This is a genomic window from Streptomyces sp. NBC_00464, from assembly GCF_036013915.1.
In the GTDB taxonomy this organism is placed as follows: domain Bacteria; phylum Actinomycetota; class Actinomycetes; order Streptomycetales; family Streptomycetaceae; genus Streptomyces.
The window spans coordinates 5,559,393-5,580,871 of sequence record NZ_CP107899.1 but is presented as its reverse complement, the minus strand read 5'-3'; the positions used below and the strand labels follow the sequence as shown (position 1 = coordinate 5,580,871).

Genomic DNA, 21,479 nt, shown 5'->3' with positions numbered 1-21,479 from the left:
GCGGTCGACGCGCAAAGGTCCACGCAGGATTCGGACCGGAGCATGCGACTCCCCCGTACCCGACGTTAGGTTCCCTGTGTCGTTCGCCCGTAACATCCTCGCCCGTCGCAAGTCCGCCGTCGCCGGTGCAGCAGTGCTGCTGGGTGCCTCCGGTGTGGCCCTGGGCGTCTCCCCGGCCATGGCGGCCACCTCCGCCGCGCCGACGTCCGCTGCCGCGAGTGCACAGGACACGGCGAAGCAGATGATCGGTGACGACGCGCAGTTCCAGTGCTTCAGCAACATCGTCAGCCACGAGAGCGGCTGGAACCCGAGCGCGACCAACGCCTCCTCCGGTGCCTACGGCCTGGTCCAGGCGCTGCCCGGTTCGAAGATGGCGTCCGCCGGCTCCGACTGGCAGACCAACCCCACCACCCAGATCAAGTGGGGCATGGACTACATGAACTCCCGCTACGGCAGCCCGTGTGGCGCCTGGTCGTTCTGGCAGGCCAACAGCTGGTACTGAGTCCACCCGGACCGAAGCCAGTAGCGACGAGGACCCCCGACCGCAGTGCGGCCGGGGGTCCTCGTCGTGCATCCGTCAGCCGCGCGCGGCCGGTGCGTCGAACCGGCGCACGGTCCGCGGACCGCACTTCGCACAGGTGCCGTTACAGCCGCTGAATGATCGTGCCGGTCGCCAGTGCGCCGCCCGCGCACATGGTGATCAGAGCGAACTCCTTGTCCCTGCGCTCCAGTTCGTGCAGGGCCGTGGTGATCAGCCGGGCGCCGGTGGCGCCGACCGGGTGGCCGAGCGCGATCGCGCCGCCGTTGACGTTCACCTTCGACAGGTCCTGGTCGAAGACCTGCGTCCAGCTCAGCACCACGGACGCGAAGGCCTCGTTGATCTCCACGATGTCGATGTCCTTGAGCGACATCCCCGCCTTGCCGAGCACCGCACGGGTCGCGTCTATGGGGCCGTCGAGGTGGAAGTGCGGGTCGGAGCCGACCAGTGCCTGGGCGACGATCCGGGCCCGCGGCTTGAGCTTGAGGGCTCGCGCCATCCGCTTGGACGCCCACATGATCGCGCAGGCGCCGTCGGATATCTGCGAGGAGTTGCCGGCCGTGTGGACGGCGGTGGGCATCACGGGTTTGAGCCGGGCGAGCCCCTCCATCGTGGTGTCGCGCAGCCCCTCGTCGCGGTCGACGAGCCGCCACATGCCCTGACCGGCGGCCTGTTCGGCCTCGGTGGTGGGCACCTGGACCGCGTACGTCTCCCGTTTGAAGCGCTCCTCGGCCCAGGCGACGGCCGCCCGCTCCTGCGAGATGAGGCCGAGCGAGTCGACGTTCTCCCGGGTGAGGCCGCGCTTGCGGGCGATGCGCTCGGCGGCCTCGAACTGGTTGGGCAGGTCGACGTTCCACTCGTCGGGCCAGGGCTTGCCCGGCCCGTGCTTGGAGCCGCTGCCCAGCGGTACGCGCGACATGGCCTCGACGCCGCAGCTGATGCCGACGTCGATCACCCCGGCGGCGACCATGTTGGCGACCATGTGGGAGGCCTGCTGCGAGGAGCCGCACTGACAGTCCACGGTCGTCGCGGCGGTCTCGTACGGAAGTCCCACGGTGAGCCAGGCGTTGCGTGCGGGGTTCATGGACTGTTCGCCGGCATGGGTGACGGTGCCGCCGACGATCTGTTCGACGCAGTCGGCGTGAATGCCGGTCCGGCCGAGAAGTTCACGGTAGGTCTCGCCCAGCAGATAGGCGGGGTGCAGATTGGCGAGCGCACCCCCGCGCTTGCCGATGGGGGTGCGTACGGCTTCGACGATGACGGGTTCCGCGGCCATGAGCTCGTCCTCTCCTCGCACTTCCGCAGAGGCGTCCCGGCGCCCACGGAAGGAACTAGTACGCGTTCTAGTTCTGCAAGCAGTCTTATGAGGCTTACCCCCGGTACGCAAGGGTCTTGCACGCACCTTGCCCAGGCTTCACAGCCGGTACCCACCGCGGGACGACCGGTTCACCGATGCTTCACGCAACAGATCCGGCCACGCCTCTTGCCAGTTGTAGAACTCGTTACTACCTTGCGGGCAATATCTGATGGGTCGTCAGACTTGGCACCGACGGCTCTCGGACCGACCTGGAGTTCTTGACCTGGAGCTGCCGATGCCCTGCCCCCATCTGCCCGAAGGGTTCGACTTCACCGATCCCGACCTGCTCCACGCCCGGGTACCGCACCCGGAGTTCGCCCTCATGCGGGAGACGGCACCGGTCTGGTGGTGCACCCAGCCCACCGGCATATCCGGCTTCGCCGACTCGGGCTACTGGGTCGTCACCCGGCACGCGGACGTCAAGTACGTCTCGACCCATCCCGAGCTGTTCTCGTCGAACACCAACACCGCGGTGATCCGCTTCAACGAGTCGATCAGCCGGGACCAGATCGACGTCCAGAAGCTGATCATGCTGAACATGGACCCGCCCGAGCACACCCGGGTCCGCCAGATCGTCCAGCGCGGCTTCACGCCCCGCGCCATCCGGTCGCTGGAGGAGACGCTGCGCAACCGGGCGCGCTCCATCGTCGAGACGGCCCTCGCCGGGGCCGACGAGGAGGGCTCCTTCGACTTCGTCACCAACATCGCCGTGGAGCTGCCGCTCCAGGCCATCGCCGAGCTCATCGGCGTACCGCAGGAGGACCGGGCCCGGATCTTCGACTGGTCGAACAAGATGGCCTCGTACGACGATCCGGAGTACGCGATCACCGAGGAGATCGGCGCCGAGGCGGCGATGGAGATCGTCTCCTACTCGATGAACCTCGCGGCGGCCCGCAAGGAGTGCCCGGCCAAGGACATCGTCTCGCAGCTGGTCGCCGCCGAGGGCGAGGGCAACCTCTCCTCCGACGAGTTCGGCTTCTTCGTGATCCTGCTCGCCGTGGCCGGCAACGAGACCACGCGCAACGCCATCAGCCACGGCATGCACGCCTTCCTGACCCACCCCGAGCAGTGGGAGCTCTACAAGCGCGAGCGGCCGGAGACGACCGCCGAGGAGATCGTCCGCTGGGCGACGCCCGTGGTCTCCTTCCAGCGGACCGCCACCCAGGACCTCGAACTGGGCGGCCGGCAGATCAAGAAGGGCGACCGGGTCGGGCTCTTCTACTCCTCCGCCAACAACGACCCCGAGGTGTTCGAGAACCCGGAGCAGTTCGACATCTCCCGCGACCCGAACCCGCACCTCGGCTTCGGCGGCGGGGGTCCGCACTTCTGTCTGGGCAAGTCCCTGGCCGTGATGGAGATCAACCTGATCTTCAACGCGATCGCGGATGTCCTTCCGGACCTGCGGCTGGTCAGCGACCCGCGGCGGCTGCGGTCGGCCTGGCTCAACGGCATCAAGCAGCTCCAGGTGAGCACCACGTCCGCCTGAGCGTCGCCCCCTTATCCCCGTACCCCTGTCCGAATGCCGGACCGGGGTACGGGGATCATGGCGGCCATGCCTGCGCTGCTCTCCGGCTTCGCCCCCATCTGGATCCTGACCGCCATCGGTTACGCGGCCGGCCGCAGCGGACTCCTCGGAGCGCAGGCGGAGTCGGTGCTCGGCCGGTTCGTCTTCCATGTGGCCATGCCCGCCGCCCTGTTCACCATGGTGTCCGGGTCACGGCCGGCCGCCTTCGCCCATCCGTCGATGGCGGCGTTCGCCGCGGGCACGGCCCTCGTGACCGCGCTGGGATACGCGGTGGGCCGACGGTACTTCGGCCGCGAAAGGGCCGAGGCGGCGGTCGGCGGCATGGCGTCCGGCTACGTCAACTCCGCCAATCTGGGCATCCCGGTGGCGGTGCACGTGCTCGGGGACGCCTCGTTCGTCGCGCAGGTCATCCTGTTCCAGGTGCTGCTGGTCTCGCCCGTGATCCTGACCCTGCTGGACTCGGGCACGCAGGGCGGCGGGCCCGCCGGTGGCGGGCTGCGGCGGATGCTCACCATGCCGGTGCGCAATCCCGTCATCATGGCCTCGCTGCTCGGGGTGGCCGTCTCCGCGGTCGGGCTGCGGCTGCCTGCCGCCGTCACCCACTCCTGCGACGTGCTCGGCGCCGCCGCCGTACCGACGGCGCTGATCACGCTGGGCCTGTCCCTGCACGGCGGCCCGGCCGACGGCACAGCCGGGACGGACCGGGCCGGGGCGGACCGGGCCTGGGCGGAGGGGACCGGCCGGGTCACCGGTCGCGTGGAGGTCGGTGTCGTGGTCGCGCTCAAGACGCTGGTCCAGCCCCTGGTCGCCTTCGCCGTCGCCGGACCGCTCCTGCACCTGCCGGACCACCAGGTGCTGGCCGTAGTGCTCTGCTCCGCGCTGCCGACGGCACAGAACGCCTACATCTACGCCCGGCAGTACGGCCTGGACACCGGCCTCGCCCGCCATTCCGTCGTGGCGTCCACGCTGGTGTCGATGGTCACGCTGTCCATCGCCGCCTGGACGCTGGGGCCGTCCCGCTGATCCGTTGGAGTGGCGGGGCCCGCCGGGCGGGCGGATGCTGGGAGAGCGACGATCCACATGCCGAAGGGGTGCAGGACGTTTTCGCGTCCTGCACCCCTTCGGCCATCGCCCGTCGTCAGGCGGTCTCGGTGACGCGTCCGACCGGTTTCGCGGCCGGCGTCGCCCCCGTGCCGTCCCGCGGTCTCTCCCCGTCCCCGGCCGCCTGCGGCTCCTCCCCCGGTGCCCGCAGCCTGCGCGGTCCGCAGAGCGCGTACGTGAGGCCGAAGCCGAGGGCGACCACCGCCGCCCCGCCCACCGCGTCGAGCACCCAGTGGTTGCCGGTCGCGACGATCGTCGAGAGCGTGAACAGCGGGTGCAGCACCCCCAGTGCCTTCATCCAGACCTTCGGGGCGAGCATCACGATCACCACACCGCACCACAGGGACCAGCCGAAGTGCAGCGAGGGCATCGCCGCGTACTGGTTGGTCACCCCGGTCAGCGTGCCGTAGTCGGGCTTCGCGAAGTCCTGGACGCCGTGGACCGTGTCGATGAAGCCGAGCCCGGGCATCAGCCGCGGCGGGGCCAGCGGGTAGAGCCAGAAGCCGACCAGGGCGAGCAGCGTGGCGAAGCCGATGGAGCTGCGGACCCAGCGGTAGTCCGCGGGGCGGCGTACGTACAGCACGCCCAGGATGGTCAGCGGCACGATGAAGTGGAACGTCGAGTAGTAGTAGTCGAAGAAGTCCCGCAGCCAGCCGACCTCGACGACCGCGTGGTTGACCCAGTGCTCGATGTCGATGTGCAGCCACTGTTCGATCGAGTGGATCTGCCGGCCATGGTGCTCCGCGGTGGCACGGCCTGCCGTCGCGGCCAGCCTGACCTGTTGGTACGCGGAGTAGACGACCCTGATCAGCAGGAGTTCCAGCAGCAGGTTCGGCCGGCTGAGCACCCGTCGCCACAACGGCAGCAGCGGCACCCTGCTCCATCGGGCGGCGACCGGGGACGCGTGGTCGGTGGGGATCGGCCGCTGCCAGTGCGGCGAGGTGCGCGGCAGGAACGGGGCGACGCACGCGGCCGCGAGCGCGGCGATCAGCAGCACGTTGTCGCGGACCGGGAACATCGCCTCGATGTTCGGCAGCAGCATCGTGCCCGGCAGTGTGACGACGAGGATCACGACGGCCGGCCACACCAGCCGGTCGGAGGCCCGCTTCCCGACCCGGCCGACCACGGCGAGCAGCACCCACAACAGCTGGTGCTGCCAGGCGGTGGGTGCCACGGCGACACAGACACAGCCGGTGACGGCCACGGCGAGCAGCAGCTGGCCGTCGCGCGCGTACCGCGCGGCGCGGCGCAGTCCGAGGAAGCAGACGGCCGCGGCCAGCACCACGAACAGGGCGATCTCCAGCGGACCGGCCAGGCCCAGGCGGAGCAGCGCACCGTGCAGCGACTGGTTGGCGAGGCTGTCCGCCTGGTCGCCGAGCCCCGCGCCCGCGACATGGTGCACCCAGTACGTCCACGAGTCGTGCGGCATGGCGGCCCAGGCCAGCGCCGTGCAGGCGGCGAAGGCCGCGCCGCCGGTCAGCGCGGCTCGGCGTCTGCCCGTCAGCCAGAGCAGTACGGCGAAGAGCAGCACGGTGGGCTGGAGCGCGGCCGCGATCCCGATGAGGACGCCCGAGGCTCGTTCGCCGCGGACCACGAAGCAGCCGACGAGAACCAGGAGGACTGGCAGGATGCTGGTCTGTCCCAGGTGGAGGGCGTTGCGCACCGGCAGCGAGAGCATCAGCAGACTGATGGTGACGGGGGCGGCGAGCAGGGCCGTACGGCGGCTGACGGGGGCGGGCAGGGCGCGGGCAGCGATGACACCGAGCGCGGCGACGAGCAGCAGTGAGCCGAAGGTCCAGGCGACGCCGAGGCTCTGTTCGGCCGTGCGGGTCAGTGGCTTGAGCACCAGGCCGGCGAAGGGAGTGCCGGTGAACCGGTCGGTGTCGTACAGCGAGCCCGTCACATGAAGCACACCGTTCTCACCGATCCATGTCTCCAGATCGGTGAGGCGTTCGCCGGGCGGCTGCCGCAGCACCACCGCCATCTGCCGCACGGCCAATGCGGCCACGATCAGCCAGAGCACGGCGCGGGCAGCCCCGGTCCTCGCTCCTGTCGCCGCGTCTGTGCGCACACTGTGCTCCGCGTTCGCCACGTTGCGCCGACCCTCCCAACGTTTGGTGCCGGTTCTCTGTCCGGCATGCTGTGAAACCTTCGCATTGCCCTATGAGGTAGACACAATCACCCCCTCTTCACCTGACTGTCATCCGGCTTTTGTCCGAAAGAATGGTCGGCCGGGCGGTGTGGACGGGCCGGAACGGCCGGAACCGGTGGGGCCGCCCGCACGTCTGAGCCCCTGATCGGTGACCACGGGGGAGGAACACAGGACATGCGGTGTGCGGGGAGAGATCGAGAGGTGCGGCATCGGCCGCGCGGGTGGGCGCTGCGTGCGCTGTCCCTGGTCATGATGGTGTTCTCGCTGCAGATCGGCTCGCTGATCGCACCGGCCTACGCGTGTGGTTGCGGGGCGATGGTCGTGGACCGCGACAGCCGGGTGTCGGTCGACCGGGAGACGTCCGTCGTCGGCTGGGACGGCAACACCGAGCAGATCGTGATGCGGCTCACCGTGCGCGGGAACGCCCCCGAGGCCGCCTGGATCATGCCCGTGCCGCACCGGGCCACGGTCGAGCTCGGTGACGCCTCGCTCTTCTCCGAGCTCCAAACCCTCACCGCACCGGTGACCGCCACACGCCACTACTTCTGGCCACGTGCGAAGGACTGGCCGTTCGGTGGTTCGGACCACGGGTCCGGGGACGGTGCCGCCGCTCCCGCGGCCGCCGCGCCGGTCGAGGTGGTGGGCCGGGAACGGCTCGGGCCGTTCGACGTGGCCCGGCTGGCCGCGACCGATCCCGCCGCGCTGGAGGGCTGGCTGAAGGAGAACGGCTTCGAACTTCCGGACCGGCTCGCGACGGCACTGCGCCCCTACGTCGAGCAGAAGTGGGAGTACGTGGCCGTGCGCCTGGCTCCCCAGGAGTCCGGCCGCCCGCTGAGCGGCGATCTCGACCCGCTGCGGCTGCGTTTCGCCAGCGACCGGCTGGTCTACCCGATGCGCCTGTCCCGGCTCGCCGCGACGCCGCAGTCCCTGGGTCTGTACGTGCTCGCCGCGCACCGCATGGAGCCGCGCGGCACCATCGGCGGACGGCAGCCCGTGGTGACGTACGCGGGACGGGTGGACACCGGCCGGGAGGAGGGTGCGTACGGGGCGCTCGACGCGCTGACGGGTGGGAAGCCGGTGTTCGTCACGGCCATCGACCAGTCGTTCCCGCGGCCGGAGCTGATCGACGGGGACCACGAGCTGCGGGCGGCCGCCGCGGACACCCCGTACCGGACCACGTACTACCGGGACAAGCTGCTGACGGTGGGCGGCATCCCGGCCTGGGTGCTGTCGCTGCTCGGTGGAGCGGTGGTGGTGGTCGCGGCCCTGCTGCTGGTGGTGCGGGCGCGGGGGCGGCGTCCGGTGACACCGCCCCCGCCGGTCGTCGTGCCACCGCCACTGGGGTGAGAACCGGACCTCCCCGTGGCCGGTGACCCGGACATGCGTACGCCGGGTGAGACGCGGGACGGCGCTCCCCATGGCGTCCGCGTCCGCGAGGGTGCGGCGGCGGCACGAAATCGTTTCCCCATACAGCCGGCGCCCGCCAGAATGACCCGATGACCTGGACCGTGAGCCCCGAACGTTTCGACTCCCCGGATGCCGCCCTGTTGCGCCGGGACTACTACGACGAGGTCGCCAGCCGTTACTGGGGGCGGCCCGCGACGGTGGCGGAGATCGACGAGGGGCTCACCGACGACGGCGCCGAGCGCCTCGTCCCGCCGACCGGCGAGTTCGTCGTCGGCCGCTTCGAGGGCAAGGCGACGGCCTGTGCCGGGCTGATCGTGCTGGACGCGGACATCGCGGAGCTGACCCGGGTCTACGTCCGCCCCGACGCGCGCGGCACGGGCGGTGGCGGGCTGCTGCTCGCGGCGATCGAGGACCTGGCGCGGGCCTTCGGCGTGCGGCAGATCCGGCTCGACACCCGTAACGACCTGGTCGAGGCGCGCGGACTGTACGCCAAGCACGGCTACCGCGAGGTCCCGGCCTTCCACCGCCGCCAGTACGCGGAGCACTGGTTCGCCAAGGAACTGTAGGAGCCGGGCCCTACGTCGGACGCTCGTGCGGGTGTCCGGCCGCATGGTCCCGCTTGGGCTCCGGGCTGTGCGGGCGCTCCTTGCTCGACCCGCTGGTCTCCGCCGTCAGTTCCGACACCAGGGCGACCAGGTCGGTCGGCCGGTCGGGCCCCCACCAGTCGCCCAGCAGCTCGGCCAGGGAGTCCTCACGGGCCCGCGCGAGCTTCACGACGGCCTCGGCGCCCGTTTCGGTGAGCACCATCTGCACCCCCACCCGGCGGGCCAGGCCGCGCTCCTCCAGTTGCCGGGCGGCGTCACTGATCACCCGCAGCGGGACGGGGGCGACGTCCGCGAGCCGGGCCGGTTCGACGGTGCCGTGCCGTTTGATGCGCAGCAGCATCCAGCTGGCGGCCGGCAACAGGTCGTACCCGGCCCGCTCGGTGATCTTCTCGTAGACCTCACGGCGGCCCTCCCGCGTGGCGAGGACCGAGAGCGCGCGTGCGCACTCGTCGTACGAGGACCGCTCGACCGGGTTCGACGCCAGCGTCTCGGTGGAGTCGGGGGCGGTCACCGAGCCGCGCAGCTTGTCCTCCTTGAGCAGCCAGGCGAAGACGAAGGCGATCAGGACGACGGGGGCGGCGTACAGGAACACATCGGTGATCGATGTCGAGTACGCGTTGAGTACGGGCTGCTGGAGCGAGGGGGGCAGCTGGCCGATGGCGCGCGGGTCGGCGGCCAGCCCCTCGGCGCTGACCCCGGGCGGCAGCGGCCGGTCGGCGAGGGCGGAGCCGAGCTTGTCGGTGAGCCGGTTGGTGAAGATGGTGCCGAAGATCGCGACGCCGAACGAGGCTCCGATGGAGCGGAAGAAGGTCGCGCCCGAGGTGGCGACGCCGAGGTCCTGGTACGAGACGGCGTTCTGCACGACCAGGACCAGAACCTGCATCACCAGGCCGAGCCCCGCACCGAAGACGAAGAAGTAGATGCTCATCTCCCAGGTGGGGCTGGTCTCCGTGAGCCGGTGCAGCAGCAGCAGGCCGATCGCGGTGAGACCGGTGCCGACGACCGGGAAGACCTTCCAGCGGCCCGTACGGCTGACGATCTGGCCGGACACGGTCGAGGTGATGAGCAGACCGAACACCATGGGGAGCATGTGGACGCCGGACATCGTCGGCGTGATGCCGTGCACCACCTGGAGGAACGTCGGCAGATAGGTCATCGCACCGAACATCGCGAAGCCGACGACGAAGCTGATCACCGCGACGAGGCTGAAGGTCCTGATCCGGAACAGCTTCAGCGGCAGGACGGGCTCGGCCGCGCGCCGCTCCACGTACACGAAGGCGATCAGCAGCACCACGCTGAGGACGGCGAGGCCGATGATCTGCGCCGATCCCCAGGCCCAGGTGGTGCCGCCGAGCGAGGCGACGAGGACCAGGCAGGTGGCGACCGAGGCGATGAGGAAGGTGCCGAGGTAGTCGATGGTGTGCTTCGTCCGGCGGACCGGGATGTGCAGCACGGCGGCGATGACGGCCAGGGCGACGACCCCGATGGGGAGGTTGATGTAGAAGACCCAGCGCCAGCTGAGGTGCTCGGTGAAGAGACCGCCGAGAAGGGGCCCGAGGACGCTCGTCGCACCGAACACGGCTCCGAACAGGCCCTGGTACTTGCCGCGTTCACGCGGGGAGACGAGGTCGCCGACGATCGCCATCGACAGCACCATCAGCCCGCCGCCGCCGAGCCCCTGGAGGGCGCGGAAGCCGATCAGCTGCGGCATGTTCTGGGCGATGCCGCAGAGGGCCGAGCCGATCAGGAAGATGACGATGGCGATCTGGAAGAGCCTTTTGCGGCCGTACTGGTCGCCGAGCTTGCCCCAGAGCGGAGTCGCGGCGGTCGACGCCAGCAGATAGGCCGTGACCACCCACGACAGGTGCTCCAGACCGCCGAGATCGCTGACGATGGTCGGCAGCGCGGTGGAGACGATGGTCTGGTCGAGTGCGGCGAGGAGCATGCCGAGAAGCAGTGCGCCGATGGCCACCAGGACCGACCGCTTGGAGTGGTCGGTGCCGGGGGCCGGGGCCGGTGGGCTCAACTGCTGGGCCATAGAACATCTCCTCGGATCCGCTACACCCCCATCCTGTCTGTTGTGCACCGTTATGGCCTGCCGAGGAACGCCATGATTGGGCTTCCCGGCGGCGGGCTGCATAATCGCAGGCAGTTCAAGGGGAGGGGACCCACAATGACCGGACATATATGCCCGGAGTGCGGTACGGACAACAGACCGGGCACCGGCCCGCACTGCGCCTGCGCTCCACGCGCGGCCCACGGTGGCGCCGGACCGCAGCACCATGCCGGGCAGTACGGCATGACCGGGCAGGTGCAGACCGGTCACGACGCCGGCTTCACGGAGCAGACCGCCGGGCAGCTCGACGACCGGGGGCGGGCCGCCGAGCAGCAGCGCATCACGGAACAGCACCACGCCGAGCGGTCGGCGGAAATGGCGGCGGCGGAGGACTTCGACCCGCTGCGCATCCGGCCGTACGTGACGCTGGGCGGCGAGGACGCGATGGCGGCCGCATCCGGCCCCTCCCAGGGACAGCACCTGCCGGGCGGTCAGCCGGGGGACGCCGCCACGACGATGCCGCTGTTCCTGGATCCGGCGGGGCCGGGCCCGCTGCCGGACGCGATGGACCCGGGCGATGCGGCCGGCTTCACCGACACCGCACTCGTGACGGCCGGCCCGGACCCCGTACAGCCACGCCGCCGCCGGCCCTTCGCGGCGCTGGTCGCGGGGGCGGCCGTCGTCACGGTGGTCGGCGCGGCGGCCTTCGTGGGCGGGCTGTTCAACGGGGACAGAAGCCAGGAGGCCGACCTGGACCAGGCGCTGCCCTCCACGGTGGCCAGCCTCCCCGAGGACAGCGTCGAGCCGTCGGTCTCCGCCTCGGCGTCCGCCGCCCCGTCACCCTCACGGCCGGCGTCCGGCTCACCCTCCGCCTCGGCCTCGGCGTCCGCCTCCGCGTCACCGTCCCCGTCCGCCTCGGCGTCCCGTTCCGCGTCGGCGTCCCCGTCACGGTCGGCCGCCGCCTCGTCCCCGGCGGCCACGGCGGAGAGCAGCAACCCCCCGGCGCTGGCGCCGCCCGCCCAGTCACCGAGCGGCCCGACGCTGCAGCGCGGCGACGACGGCCCGGAGGTGGACGAACTGCAGCGCCGGCTCCAGGAGGCCTGGGTGCTCGCGCAGGGCCCCATCGACGACGACTACTCGGAGCGGGTCGAGAAGGCCGTGCACGACTTCCAGATCTGGTGGAACGTCCAGGGCGACCCGGACGGGGTCTACGGGCCGAACACCCGGAGCAAGCTGGAAGGCGCCACAACGGGCCGGGGGCGCCACTGACCAGCGCGGACGGCCGCCCTCGCGCCGGGATTCGCTTTCCCGTCCCCGTTTTTGTATCGTGATGGAACAAAGTGGCCTCCGCGCGCACACCCTGACCGGCGAGCGGGGGCCACTTGTTCTCTTTTCCCGCGCCGCCCGTCCTTCCGCGGCGCTCGCTTCCCCGCTCTGGAGCCCGCCCATGCCGGCCACCGTCCTCACCGCCCACGCACTCCTCCTCGACATGGACGGAACGCTGGTGAACTCCGACGCCGTCGTGGAGCGCTGCTGGCGGCGCTGGGCGCTGCGGCAGGGCCTGGACCCGGAGGCGGCCCTCAAGGTGGTCCACGGCCGGCAGGGGTACGCCACGATGGCGGTGCTCCTCCCGGGCCGCCCGATGGAGCAGAACCACGCGGACAACCGGGTGATGCTCGCCGAGGAGACCGCCGACACCGACGGCGTCGTCCCGATCGGGGGCGCCGCCGCGTTCATGGACGCGATCGCCACGCTCCCGCACGCCCTGGTCACCTCGGCCGACATGGCTCTGGCCCGGGCCCGGATGACCGCGGCGGGGCTGCGGATGCCGGAACTGCGGGTCACCGCCGAGAGCGTCGGCGCCAGCAAGCCGGACCCCGAGGGCTTCCTCAAGGGCGCGGCCGGACTCGGCTTCGCACCGGCGGACTGCATCGTCTTCGAGGACTCCGAGGCGGGCATCGCGGCCGGCCGGGCGGCGGGCATGCGCGTCGTGGGCGTCGGCCCACGCGCGGCGGCGCTCTCCCCCGACGCCCACGTCGACGACCTGTCGCAGATCCGGGTGGAAGCGGCGGCGGACGGCTCGGTCGTACTGCACATCAGCGCGTGACGGCCACGGCTCCCCGTACGAACGCCCGACAGCCGCACCGCCACACGAACACCGGCCCGTAGACGCGCCGGCCCACCGGGCCGGGCCTCAGTGCACCGCGTCCGACCTCTCCGTCGGCTCGCGGTGCAGCCACCCCCGCGCCACGAGTTCCAGCACGGTCGCGACGGCCGCCGCCTGTACGGCCATCAGGGCCACCAGCACGAACAGCTGTACGGCGCCCGCCTGTACCGGTGAGGCGCCGCCCAGCAGCATGCCCACGAAGGCCCCGGGCAGGGTGACGAGCCCCACCGTGCGCGTCTGATCGAGCCCCGGCAGCAGCGCGTCCGACGCCGCGGGCCGGGCGATCTCCAGCCGGGCGTCGCGGTCCAGGAATCCGAGCGCCATCGCCGCCTCCACCTCCCCCCGCCGCGTGGACAGTTCGTCCAGCGCCCGCCGGCCGCCGAGCACCGTGGCGGTCAGCGCGCCCCCGATGAGGATTCCGGTCACCGGGATCAGGGCGATGCCCCGGACCGGGACAAGTCCGGTGAGCAGCAGCACGACCACCACCGGTGCGACCCCCACCCCGATCGGCACGGCCGCCCACCGCCACGTGCGGTTTCCCGTGACGCGGCGGCCGGCGGTCCACACGGCCACGGCGTACATCAGCGCGATGAACGCGAACATCGGCGCCAGGGCGTGGACCACCCAGCCGATCAGCGAGGAGACCACGGCGAGCTGGACCGCGGCCCGCAGCCCGGCCACGACGATCTCGCGCGACCGGCCGAGGGACGCGAACCGGGCGACGGCGGCGGCCGCCGCGAGCAGCAGCGCCAGGACGACGCCGAGCGTGATGTTGACCGGAAGCAGCACGCGGCCACCCTAAGACCACGCAGGCCCGGCCCCCGTAACGCAGCGGATGGCCCGCCGCGGGTCGGAGCCCGCCCCCGCCCACGGACCTGCCGTCCCCTCAGTTCCGTACGCCCGCGCACGCACTCCGGTACGCCCCCGCACCCCGAGCCTCTTTGTCAGACCCCTTGATGTGACGTGCCCATGTCGCCACTCTGTTACCTGGCGCCCACCCCACGGAAACCTGGCGCCGCCACGATGGCCGGGCCGTTCCGAACGGGCCGCCCAATGTCCCCCCACATCAAGGGAGTTCGCATGTCAGGTGTCTACGCGCGTCGCATAGCCGTCCTCGCCGCATCCGCCGCCCTCGCCGCAACCACCGGACTGCTCACCGCCCCCAGCGCCCAGGCGGCCATGCCCACCCCGGTCTCCGCATCCACCGCCCGCACGTATCTGAGCGAGCTGACCGTGCAGGCGGAGGGCTCGTCCACCGGATACAGCAGGGACAAGTTCCCGCACTGGATCACCCAGTCGGGCGCCTGCAACACCCGCGAGGTCGTCCTGAAGCGCGACGGGACGAACGTCTCGCAGGACTCCAGCTGCGCCGCCGTCAGCGGCAGTTGGTACTCGGAGTACGACGGGGCCACCTGGACGGCCGCCTCCGATCTGGACATCGACCACATGGTCCCGCTGGCCGAGGCCTGGCGCTCGGGCGCCTCCAGCTGGACCAACGCCCAACGGCAGGCATACGCCAACGACCTGACCCGTCCTCAGCTCATCGCGGTCACCGACAACGTCAACCAGTCCAAGAGCGACCAGGACCCCGCGACCTGGCTCCCCTCCCGCACCGCGTACAAGTGCACGTACGTGCGCGCCTGGGTGCACGTGAAGCACTACTACGACCTGACCGTCGACTCGGCCGAGAAGAGCGCCCTGCAGTCCGTGCTCAACGGCTGCTGACCGCCCACTGAGGGACCGGGGGCCGCCTGACGGCCCCCGACCGGCCGGGACGGGCCCATTCCCGCCCCGGAACCGCACCCCCGACTCCCCCGTCGTTCCGTACGGTACGAACCCGCCGTGCGCATCCGCCGTACGGAACCGTCCACCGGAACCGTCCCGTACGGAACGACGCGAGGAGTACGACATGGCCGGCCTGCGCCTGGGACCACTGCTGCGGTACGTCGACTGGGAGACCGCCACCACCGCCACCGTCTGGGTCGAGGCCGACCGGCCGTGCACGGCCCAAGTCCGGTGCGCGGACGGGGCGTCGGGATCGTCCCGCACCTTCGCGGTCGCCGGGCACCACTACGCCCTGGTCGTGGTGAGCGGACTGACCCCCGGGTCCACCACCCCGTACGAGGTCCTGCTCGACGACCGCACGGTGTGGCCGCCCGAGGAGTACCCGTTCCCGCCGAGCACGATCACCACCCCGTCCGTACCCACCTCGGCGGACGACGGCGAAACGGCCGGACCCGCAACGGTCCGGGTCGCGTTCGGCTCCTGCCGCTGGGCGGCGCCGCCCGCCGACGGCCACCTGCCGGGCCGCACCGACCCCGTCGGCCCGGACGCCCTGGACACCCTCGCCGCGCGCCTCGCCGCCGACCCCGACGCCGTACGCCCCGACGTCCTGCTGCTCCTGGGCGACCAGGTGTACGCGGACGAGACCTCCGAGGCCACCCGCCGCAGGCTGGCCGCCCGGCGCGATCTGAACGAGCCGCCGGGGGCGGAGGTGGCGGACTACGACGAATACACCGTCCTGTACGACGAGTCGTGGCGCGACCCCGAGGTGCGGTGGCTGCTCTCGACGGTCCCCAGCAGCATGATCTTCGACGATCACGACGTCATCGACGACTGGAACACCAGCGCCGCCTGGCTGGCCGGCGTCCGCGCCACGTCCTGGTGGCACGAGCGGATCGTCAGCGGGCTGATGTCGTACTGGGTCTACCAGCACCTGGGCAACCTCTCCCCCGCCGACATCGCCGCGGACCCACTGCACACGGCGGTGCACGCCACCGAGGACGCCACGGAAGCGGTGCGCCGCTTCGCCGCCGAGGCCGCCGCCGATCCCACCCGCACCCGCTGGAGCTACCGACGCATTTTCGGCCGAGTACGACTGCTCATGGTCGACAGCCGCACGGCCCGGGTGCTCGACGAACAGGAGCGGGCGATGCTCCACCCGCAGGAGGCAGCGTGGCTGCGCGAGGAGGCGCTCGCCGCCCCCGGTTCCTGCGACCACCTCCTGATCGGGACCTCGCTGCCGTGGCTGCTGCCGCCCCTGATCCATGACGCCGAACAGTGGAGCGCCGCGCTGTGCCGGGGCGAGCGGGGCGGGCCGGACGGCCGCTGGGCGCGCGTCGGCGAGTTCCTGCGACAGCGCTCCGACCTGGAGCATTGGGCGGCGTTCCCCGAGTCGTTCGGGTGGCTGACGGAGCTGATCCGGGAGGTGGCCGAGGGGCCGGAGGCGCCCGCGACGGTATGCGTGCTGTCGGGCGATGTGCACCACGCGTACATCGCGGAGCCCGCCCCGTCCGCTCCGGCCCCCGGCAGCACGCCGACGGCCCGCGTCCTGCAACTGACCTGCTCTCCCGTGCACAACTCCATACCCGCCCCGCTCAGGGGTGGCTTCCGTTTCGCCTGGAGCCGGGCGGGACGGCTGCTCGGCCGGCTGCTGGCGCGGCACGGGCGCACCGGAACGCCGTCGGTGCGGTGGCGCAGGACGGGCGGACCGTGGTTCGGCAATCAGCTGATGACACTGAACTTGAGTGGCCGGAAAGCCGCGTTGTCATTGGTTCAGGCCAAGTCGAGGAAGTCGGGGACCGTGCTGGAGCTGGCCTTCGATCGCTCGCTGACCGATGACGCTCCGTCGATTTTCAGCCAGTCGACAAAACGTTGAACTTGCAAGTATTGGTGAGGTCTACCTAATCTGTGGCGCTCAGTCGGTTCACGTCCCCACCAGACCGAAGGAGCTCTCCCCCCATGTACACACGCCTGAACCAAGCCCAGCCCTATGCCCTCGCGCTCTTCCGCATCGTCGTAGGCCTGCTCTTCGCCTGCCACGGTGCCGCCTCGCTCTTCGGCATCCTCGGCGGCGCCATGGGCGGCGGCTCCATACCCGCCGGCACCTGGCCCGGCTGGTACGCGGCGGTCATCCAGCTCGTCGGCGGCGGCCTCGTGGTGCTGGGCCTCGGCACCCGTATCGCCGCGCTCGTCTCGTCCGGCTCCATGGCGTACGCGTACTTCAAGGTCCACCAGCCCGAGGCCCTCTTCCCCCTGGAGAACGGCGGCGAGCCCTCGGCCGTCTACTGCTGGGCCTTCCTGCTGCTCGTCTTCACCGGCCCCGGCGCCCTGGCCCTGGACCGGCTGTTCACGTCCCGCACCACCGCGAAGAGCGATCAGGACCGCGCACCCGAGCCGAGCTCCCCGGTCGCCGTCTGACCCGATCCGCACACCGCCGCACGGGTCCGCGCCGACCGGGCCCGCAACGAGACCTCGCGCCCGCCGGGATCCGCTCCCCGGCGGGCGCGAGGTACGGACCGTGCGGCTGGTCGCGAGGTACGGGGGTCGCGAGGGGCCAGGAAGTGCCGGTGGGGGCAGTACTGGTGCGCACGGCGCCTCTGTGACGCACGTGAGATGCCCAACATCGCGCATATATATGGATCTCCAGGTGAACGGCAGGCGTACGCTGTACAGCTGGCCCTGCCGCTCCTGCCGCTCCCCTGCGACGTCGCGGCGTTGTTACGAATCGGGGAGTAGAAGGTGCTCGAGAGTGTGGGTGCGCTGACCGGCAGCCCATGGATCTACGTCGTGGTCGCCCTCTCCGTGCTGCTGGACGTCTTCCTCCCCGTGCTGCCGAGCGGGGTCCTCGTGATCACGGCCGCCACGGCCGCCGCCGCGGGCACCACCGGCGTGGCGGCCGACGCCGCGGGCGCGGCCCGTCACGTGACCGAGGTCCCCTCGGTCCTGGCCCTCATCCTCTGCGCGGCCACCGCCTCGGTCCTCGGCGACCTCGTCGCGTACCGGCTGGCCTGGCGCGGCGGCGAGCGCCTGGACCGCGCCATCGCCCGGTCGCGCCGTCTCACCTCGGCGCAGGAACGTCTCGGCGCCGCCCTGAGCCGCGGCGGCGGGGCCCTCGTGGTCATCGCACGCTTCGCACCGGCCGGGCGGTCGGTCGTCTCGCTGGGCGCGGGTGCCTCGCACCGCGACGTGAAGGAATTCCTGCCCTGGTCCGCCGTTGCAGGCGTGGCCTGGGCCGCCTACAGCGTGGGCCTCGGCTACTTCGGCGCACACTGGCTCGGCGCGAGCTGGCTGGGCACGGCCCTCTCGGTCCTGGCCCTGTTCGTCGCGGGGGCGTTCGCCGCACTCCTGATGAAGCGCCCCGCGGCAGCCGCGGCCGCCGCCTCCGCCCCGGTCCCTACGGCGTCCTGACACCACCCCGCACTTCCAGACCGTCCAGCAGTCTGGCCGTCGCTTCGGCGATCTCGTCGACTGCCTGGTCGAAGACCTCCCTGTTGTGCGCGGCCGGGGCGCGGAAGCCGGACACCTTGCGGACGAACTGCAGGGCGGCGGCGCGGATGTCCTCCTCGGTCGCCTCTTCGGGGAGGGCCGGCGGACGAAGGGTCTTGATACTGCGGCACATGTCTCCAGTGTGGACCGCACCACTGACAACGTCCCGTGCCGCGGGTGCGCCCCGGCCCACCGGCCACGGCGCACCCCTTCCCCGGCACGCCCGTCCCCGGCGCACCCCGGCCCCGGACCCGGCCGCGTCAGCCGGCCAGCCCGCTGATCGCGTCGCCGATGTACTTGGCGCCGAGGACGACGAGCACCGTCGTCATGATCGCGGCATTGTGCCGGCCCATCCAGGTCTTCCAGTCCCCCAGCACCTTCGCGGACCGCTTCCCTCCGAAGAGGTAGACGGCCAGCGGCAGCGTGGTGCAGAGCGACGCGACGACCACCATCAGCACACCGGCGACGGTCTTCCCGCCCGTGTCCGCCGTGCTGGAGGCGATGGAGACCGCACCGCCGACCGCCAGCACCAGGTTCTTCGGATTGGCGACGGCCAGCACGGCCGCCAGCCCCGCCGACTTGCCAGGGGTGAACCCGTCGATCGCCTGCATCCACTTGGGCTGCTCGGCGTCCTGCCCCTCCCTCGGCCGTCCCTTCCACTGCTTGGCCGCCATCAGCACGAACAGCGCGCCCAGCCCCAGTTTCAGCCACAGGGTCCAGGTGGCGGGGCCCTCGTCGCCCTCGGAGGCGTCGGCCCCCGAGCTCGCGAGCACGACCACCGTGACCAGGACGGCGAGCGACACCGTCCAGGCGAGCGCGAACGCGATGCCGTTGGACCGGCCGCGCGGGGTCGCGAGCATGAGGATGACGGCGATCAGCGGCAGCGGGCTGATGGCGATGCCGACGGCGGACGCCAGCATCTGCCCGATCGCGTCACCCACGACCGGCCTCGCCGACCCGGCGGACGGCGGGGATCTCGTACTTCCCGTCCAGAATCGCCCGCTGCGGCATGTACAGCCTGAGCATGGGCCGGAACTCCCCTTCGGGCGCCGGCAGCCAGTTCGCCGCCTCGGCCGGGTCGGCCGGCCGCTCCCGGCTGATGTGAATGGTCAGCGACCCGTCGTCGGCGCGCACGATTCCGGGCGTACGGTCCCCGATCGAGTACCGCCCCGCCGGATTGGCGACGAGGAAGTAGTCCGGGGTGTCGTACATGGTCACGGACCAGAACGCGTCGACCGGCGGCGACTCCTCGAAGCGGAGCTCGTAGCGGTGCGCACCGCTGAGCGGCGCACCGGCGGCGTCGTGGAAGGTCTGCGCGTACACGGCCTCGTAGCCGTGGTTCCCCCACAGCCCGACGCGAGCCGCCGCGGCCCTGGCCGGGTAGGAGGCCTCCCGGTCCGCGATCTTCCACTCCGGCGAGTCGATGGTCCCGACGCCGAACCAGTCCAGGTTGTAGTCGAAGAGGTGAGGATTCATCGACCACCCCCCACCGCCCCCGTCCCCGGCCCCCGACCGGCTGGCCGCCTCCACCCGTTCCTTGCCCAGGGCCAGTCCCTCGGTCAGGGCGCGTACGAGAGCGGAACCGGCCGGGACATACGGCGAAGGCCCCTCTTCCAGGAGCCCCAGCGGCTGGAACCGGTCCTGATAGGCCCGGTCCGCGGCGGACGGCGGGAAGTCGGCCATCCATACCCTGAGCTGCTCGAAGAAGCGGAGCTCCGCCGGCACCCCGGCATCGGGGGCGGGCAGACCGGTGCGGTGCTCGCCCGGTTCGAGGTGGGTGAGGGTGAGCTGTTCCTGGAGCGCGCGGACCCGCCGCTCCAGGTCGTCGGGGCCGTCACAGGCGTTGCGGCCGACGATGGTGACGACCGTGGTGGGGGCGTCGATCACCCCGCGCACGTCTTCGGGCGCGGTGCCTGCCCAGCCGGGCGGCACGACGAGCCAGTCGCCCGCCTCCGTCCCGGTGGCCCGGCGGCCGACGTAGGCGAAGTTGTTGGACCAGGCGTCGACGAACTGGAGGACGTAGTAGGCCCCGTCGGTGTCCGGGACGTGCAGCAGGACCGGTCCGCCGGAGAGGTCGAGCTGGGCGATGGAGTACACGGTGTCGTTGTTGACGGACACGAAGTGTGCCTCGGCGTCGGCGAGCCGGTCGGAGTGGGAGAACTGGTTGAAGGGCGCGGCCGGCAGGCTGCCGAACCCCTTGTGCAGACACGTCTCGACCATCGACAGGTCGAAGACGAGCGGGTACCCGTAGACGTACGCCTCGGCAGCCAGCTCGACGAGCTCGTTCGTGTGCTCCTCAGGCATGGAGAACCTCCCCTTCAAAGGTCGTGCACGACGAGTTCAGTGGTCGCGCACGGCGAGCTTCGGCATGGCCCGGCCGCCGTCCAGGACGGACGGTTCGGGCCCGTACACACGGACCGCGATGGAGAAGGGCCCGTCGGGCGCGGGCATCCGCCGCTGTCGCACGCGCCGGCCCGACGCTGTCGCACGCGCCGGCCCGGCGGTGGGAGCCACCGCCGGGCCGGCGCCGTTGCCGGCGCCCATCAAATGACCGCCTTCGAGCGGTCGGTGCACAGGGCCCAGATCACGAAGGTGTCGATCGCGAGGGAGACGACGGCCCAGATCGGCTGGTAGGGCAGCCACATGAAGTTGGCGATCATGTTGAGCGCCGCCAGCCCCACACCTGCGCCGCGCGCCCAGACGGAGCCCTTGAGGATGCCCCAGCCGACGACGGCGATGATGATGCCGAGGATGAGGTGGATCCATCCCCAGGTCGTCACGTTGAACTCGAAGACGTAGTTGTTGATCCGCGCGTAGACGTCGTCGGAGGCGATTCCGGCGATGCCCTTGATCGCCCCCAGCACCCCGTCGACCATCAGCAGAACACCGGCGAACATGATCCCGCCGGCCGCCCAGGGGTTGATGCCCCCGGGGTGGGACGGGGACGAGGACGAGTTGCCCGGCGTGGGCGCGGTCTGTGCCATGAGAACTCCTAGGCCGGTGGGGCTACGTCAGACCGACCCTGCTCGGCACGTTCGGGCGCGGCCACTCGGACGCGGCCATACGGGTGAGCGGATCCGGGACCGGGGCAACTGCGCGCGCACCATGTGAGGGGCGGAAAACGCCTCCCCCTGCACGGGCCCGGACGGCTAGTCTTCGCCCACAGTCTGATCCTTCAGTCAGGAGTGGAGATGCCCGGTCGCCCGAGCACGCGCTGACGTCGTAGGTCGTGATCGACCCGTCATCGCGTGCCGCCTCTGATCTGCGGCACAGCGAGCCTTCTCGCCCGAACCGCCGGTGCAC

At 71.4% G+C, this 21,479-nt stretch carries 20 protein-coding genes; 11 read left to right on the top strand and 9 right to left on the bottom strand.

The features are described from left to right. Nucleotides 1–76: 76 nt before the first annotated feature. Nucleotides 77–502: a transglycosylase SLT domain-containing protein gene (locus tag OG912_RS25095; RefSeq protein ID WP_326735951.1), complete on the top strand. Its 426-nt coding sequence runs from the start codon at nt 77–79 to the stop codon at nt 500–502. Between the two features lie 142 nt (nt 503–644). Here the strand turns inward: OG912_RS25095 and OG912_RS25090 are convergent, their stop codons facing one another. After that, nucleotides 645–1,814, bottom strand: a complete 1,170-nt coding sequence (locus tag OG912_RS25090) for a steroid 3-ketoacyl-CoA thiolase (protein ID WP_326735952.1) — start codon at nt 1,812–1,814, stop codon at nt 645–647. Between the two features lie 316 nt (nt 1,815–2,130). Between OG912_RS25090 and OG912_RS25085 the strand changes: the two genes are divergently transcribed. Both OG912_RS25085 and OG912_RS25080 read left to right on the top strand, forming a co-directional pair. Then, nucleotides 2,131–3,381, top strand: a complete 1,251-nt coding sequence (locus OG912_RS25085) for a cytochrome P450 (protein WP_327711344.1) — start codon at nt 2,131–2,133, stop codon at nt 3,379–3,381. 57 nt (nt 3,382–3,438) lie between these two features. Beyond that, a complete protein-coding gene (locus OG912_RS25080) occupies nt 3,439–4,443 on the top strand; it encodes an AEC family transporter (protein ID WP_327711343.1) in 1,005 nt (334 codons plus the stop codon). A 115-nt stretch (nt 4,444–4,558) separates the two neighbouring features. Here the strand turns inward: OG912_RS25080 and OG912_RS25075 are convergent, their stop codons facing one another. Continuing rightward, nucleotides 4,559–6,544, bottom strand: coding sequence for a bifunctional glycosyltransferase 87/phosphatase PAP2 family protein (locus OG912_RS25075; RefSeq protein ID WP_327713537.1), 1,986 nt, complete (start codon nt 6,542–6,544; stop codon nt 4,559–4,561). Between the two features lie 381 nt (nt 6,545–6,925). Here OG912_RS25075 and OG912_RS25070 point away from each other — a divergent pair, with 381 nt between their 5' ends. Together OG912_RS25070 and OG912_RS25065 are read left to right on the top strand one after the other, a co-directional pair. Next, nucleotides 6,926–8,020, top strand: coding sequence for a DUF2330 domain-containing protein (locus tag OG912_RS25070; protein ID WP_327713536.1), 1,095 nt, complete (start codon nt 6,926–6,928; stop codon nt 8,018–8,020). A gap of 149 nt (nt 8,021–8,169) precedes the next feature. Then, on the top strand, nt 8,170–8,646 hold the full coding sequence (locus tag OG912_RS25065; protein ID WP_327711342.1) for a GNAT family N-acetyltransferase: 477 nt from the start codon (nt 8,170–8,172) through the stop codon (nt 8,644–8,646). A gap of 10 nt (nt 8,647–8,656) precedes the next feature. Here OG912_RS25065 and OG912_RS25060 read toward each other — a convergent pair whose 3' ends face one another. After that, a complete protein-coding gene (locus OG912_RS25060; protein WP_327711341.1) occupies nt 8,657–10,723 on the bottom strand; it encodes an MDR family MFS transporter in 2,067 nt (688 codons plus the stop codon). Between the two features lie 135 nt (nt 10,724–10,858). Between OG912_RS25060 and OG912_RS25055 the strand changes: the two genes are divergently transcribed. Together OG912_RS25055 and OG912_RS25050 are read left to right on the top strand one after the other, a co-directional pair. Further along, a complete protein-coding gene (locus tag OG912_RS25055) occupies nt 10,859–12,010 on the top strand; it encodes a peptidoglycan-binding domain-containing protein (protein WP_327711340.1) in 1,152 nt (383 codons plus the stop codon). Between the two features lie 178 nt (nt 12,011–12,188). After that, nucleotides 12,189–12,848 carry an HAD-IA family hydrolase gene (locus OG912_RS25050; protein ID WP_327711339.1) on the top strand — a complete coding sequence of 220 codons (660 nt, stop codon included), beginning with the start codon at nt 12,189–12,191 and terminating at the stop codon, nt 12,846–12,848. A gap of 87 nt (nt 12,849–12,935) precedes the next feature. On the opposite strand, the gene OG912_RS25045 is transcribed toward OG912_RS25050, so the two are convergent. After that, nucleotides 12,936–13,697 carry an ABC transporter permease gene (locus OG912_RS25045; protein ID WP_327711338.1) on the bottom strand — a complete coding sequence of 254 codons (762 nt, stop codon included), beginning with the start codon at nt 13,695–13,697 and terminating at the stop codon, nt 12,936–12,938. A gap of 291 nt (nt 13,698–13,988) precedes the next feature. Here OG912_RS25045 and OG912_RS25040 point away from each other — a divergent pair, with 291 nt between their 5' ends. The 4 genes from OG912_RS25040 to OG912_RS25025 all read left to right on the top strand — a co-directional run bounded on the left by OG912_RS25040 (nt 13,989) and on the right by OG912_RS25025 (nt 18,098). Then, complete coding sequence (locus OG912_RS25040; RefSeq protein ID WP_327711337.1) at nt 13,989–14,633, top strand: HNH endonuclease family protein; 645 nt, start codon at nt 13,989–13,991, stop codon at nt 14,631–14,633. Between the two features lie 184 nt (nt 14,634–14,817). Continuing rightward, nucleotides 14,818–16,566, top strand: a complete 1,749-nt coding sequence (locus tag OG912_RS25035; protein ID WP_327711336.1) for an alkaline phosphatase D family protein — start codon at nt 14,818–14,820, stop codon at nt 16,564–16,566. Between the two features lie 83 nt (nt 16,567–16,649). Then, entirely contained in the window at nt 16,650–17,108 is a 459-nt protein-coding gene (locus OG912_RS25030; protein ID WP_327711335.1) for a DoxX family protein, read from the top strand. A gap of 321 nt (nt 17,109–17,429) precedes the next feature. Then, nucleotides 17,430–18,098, top strand: a complete 669-nt coding sequence (locus OG912_RS25025) for a DedA family protein (protein WP_327711334.1) — start codon at nt 17,430–17,432, stop codon at nt 18,096–18,098. Here the strand turns inward: OG912_RS25025 and OG912_RS25020 are convergent. From OG912_RS25020 to OG912_RS25000, 5 genes are all read right to left on the bottom strand, one after another. After that, nucleotides 18,085–18,309, bottom strand: coding sequence for a DUF2277 domain-containing protein (locus OG912_RS25020; RefSeq protein WP_327711333.1), 225 nt, complete (start codon nt 18,307–18,309; stop codon nt 18,085–18,087). The genes OG912_RS25025 and OG912_RS25020 overlap by 14 nt on opposite strands. 127 nt (nt 18,310–18,436) lie before the next feature. Further along, nucleotides 18,437–19,117 (bottom strand): GAP family protein, encoded by a 681-nt coding sequence (locus tag OG912_RS25015; protein WP_327711332.1) that lies wholly within the window; start codon nt 19,115–19,117, stop codon nt 18,437–18,439. Continuing rightward, complete coding sequence (locus OG912_RS25010; RefSeq protein WP_327711331.1) at nt 19,110–20,480, bottom strand: DUF1254 domain-containing protein; 1,371 nt, start codon at nt 20,478–20,480, stop codon at nt 19,110–19,112. The genes OG912_RS25015 and OG912_RS25010 overlap by 8 nt, the downstream gene beginning before the upstream one ends. A 36-nt stretch (nt 20,481–20,516) precedes the next feature. Next, the gene (locus OG912_RS25005; RefSeq protein ID WP_327711330.1) at nt 20,517–20,720 is read right to left on the bottom strand and encodes a hypothetical protein; all 204 of its coding nucleotides are present in this window, start codon (nt 20,718–20,720) and stop codon (nt 20,517–20,519) included. Next, nucleotides 20,720–21,160, bottom strand: coding sequence for a DUF7144 family membrane protein (locus OG912_RS25000; protein WP_326735967.1), 441 nt, complete (start codon nt 21,158–21,160; stop codon nt 20,720–20,722). Before OG912_RS25000 ends, OG912_RS25005 begins: the two co-directional genes overlap by 1 nt. Nucleotides 21,161–21,479: the final 319 nt, after the last annotated feature.

Excerpts from the sequence above, each read along its gene's own strand:
- OG912_RS25090 (WP_326735952.1), bottom strand. The coding sequence starts at position 1,814 with ATGGCCGCGGAACCCGTCATCGTCGAAGCCGTACGCACCCCCATCGGC.
- OG912_RS25085 (WP_327711344.1), top strand. The coding sequence starts at position 2,131 with ATGCCCTGCCCCCATCTGCCCGAAGGGTTCGACTTCACCGATCCCGAC.
- OG912_RS25080 (WP_327711343.1), top strand. The coding sequence starts at position 3,439 with ATGGCGGCCATGCCTGCGCTGCTCTCCGGCTTCGCCCCCATCTGGATC.
- OG912_RS25070 (WP_327713536.1), top strand. The coding sequence starts at position 6,926 with ATGGTGTTCTCGCTGCAGATCGGCTCGCTGATCGCACCGGCCTACGCG.
- OG912_RS25065 (WP_327711342.1), top strand. The coding sequence starts at position 8,170 with ATGACCTGGACCGTGAGCCCCGAACGTTTCGACTCCCCGGATGCCGCC.
- OG912_RS25060 (WP_327711341.1), bottom strand. The coding sequence starts at position 10,723 with ATGGCCCAGCAGTTGAGCCCACCGGCCCCGGCCCCCGGCACCGACCAC.
- OG912_RS25055 (WP_327711340.1), top strand. The coding sequence starts at position 10,859 with ATGACCGGACATATATGCCCGGAGTGCGGTACGGACAACAGACCGGGC.
- OG912_RS25050 (WP_327711339.1), top strand. The coding sequence starts at position 12,189 with ATGCCGGCCACCGTCCTCACCGCCCACGCACTCCTCCTCGACATGGAC.
- OG912_RS25040 (WP_327711337.1), top strand. The coding sequence starts at position 13,989 with ATGTCAGGTGTCTACGCGCGTCGCATAGCCGTCCTCGCCGCATCCGCC.
- OG912_RS25035 (WP_327711336.1), top strand. The coding sequence starts at position 14,818 with ATGGCCGGCCTGCGCCTGGGACCACTGCTGCGGTACGTCGACTGGGAG.
- OG912_RS25030 (WP_327711335.1), top strand. The coding sequence starts at position 16,650 with ATGTACACACGCCTGAACCAAGCCCAGCCCTATGCCCTCGCGCTCTTC.
- OG912_RS25020 (WP_327711333.1), bottom strand. The coding sequence starts at position 18,309 with ATGTGCCGCAGTATCAAGACCCTTCGTCCGCCGGCCCTCCCCGAAGAG.
- OG912_RS25010 (WP_327711331.1), bottom strand. The coding sequence starts at position 20,480 with ATGCCTGAGGAGCACACGAACGAGCTCGTCGAGCTGGCTGCCGAGGCG.
- OG912_RS25005 (WP_327711330.1), bottom strand. The coding sequence starts at position 20,720 with ATGGGCGCCGGCAACGGCGCCGGCCCGGCGGTGGCTCCCACCGCCGGG.
- OG912_RS25000 (WP_326735967.1), bottom strand. The coding sequence starts at position 21,160 with ATGGCACAGACCGCGCCCACGCCGGGCAACTCGTCCTCGTCCCCGTCC.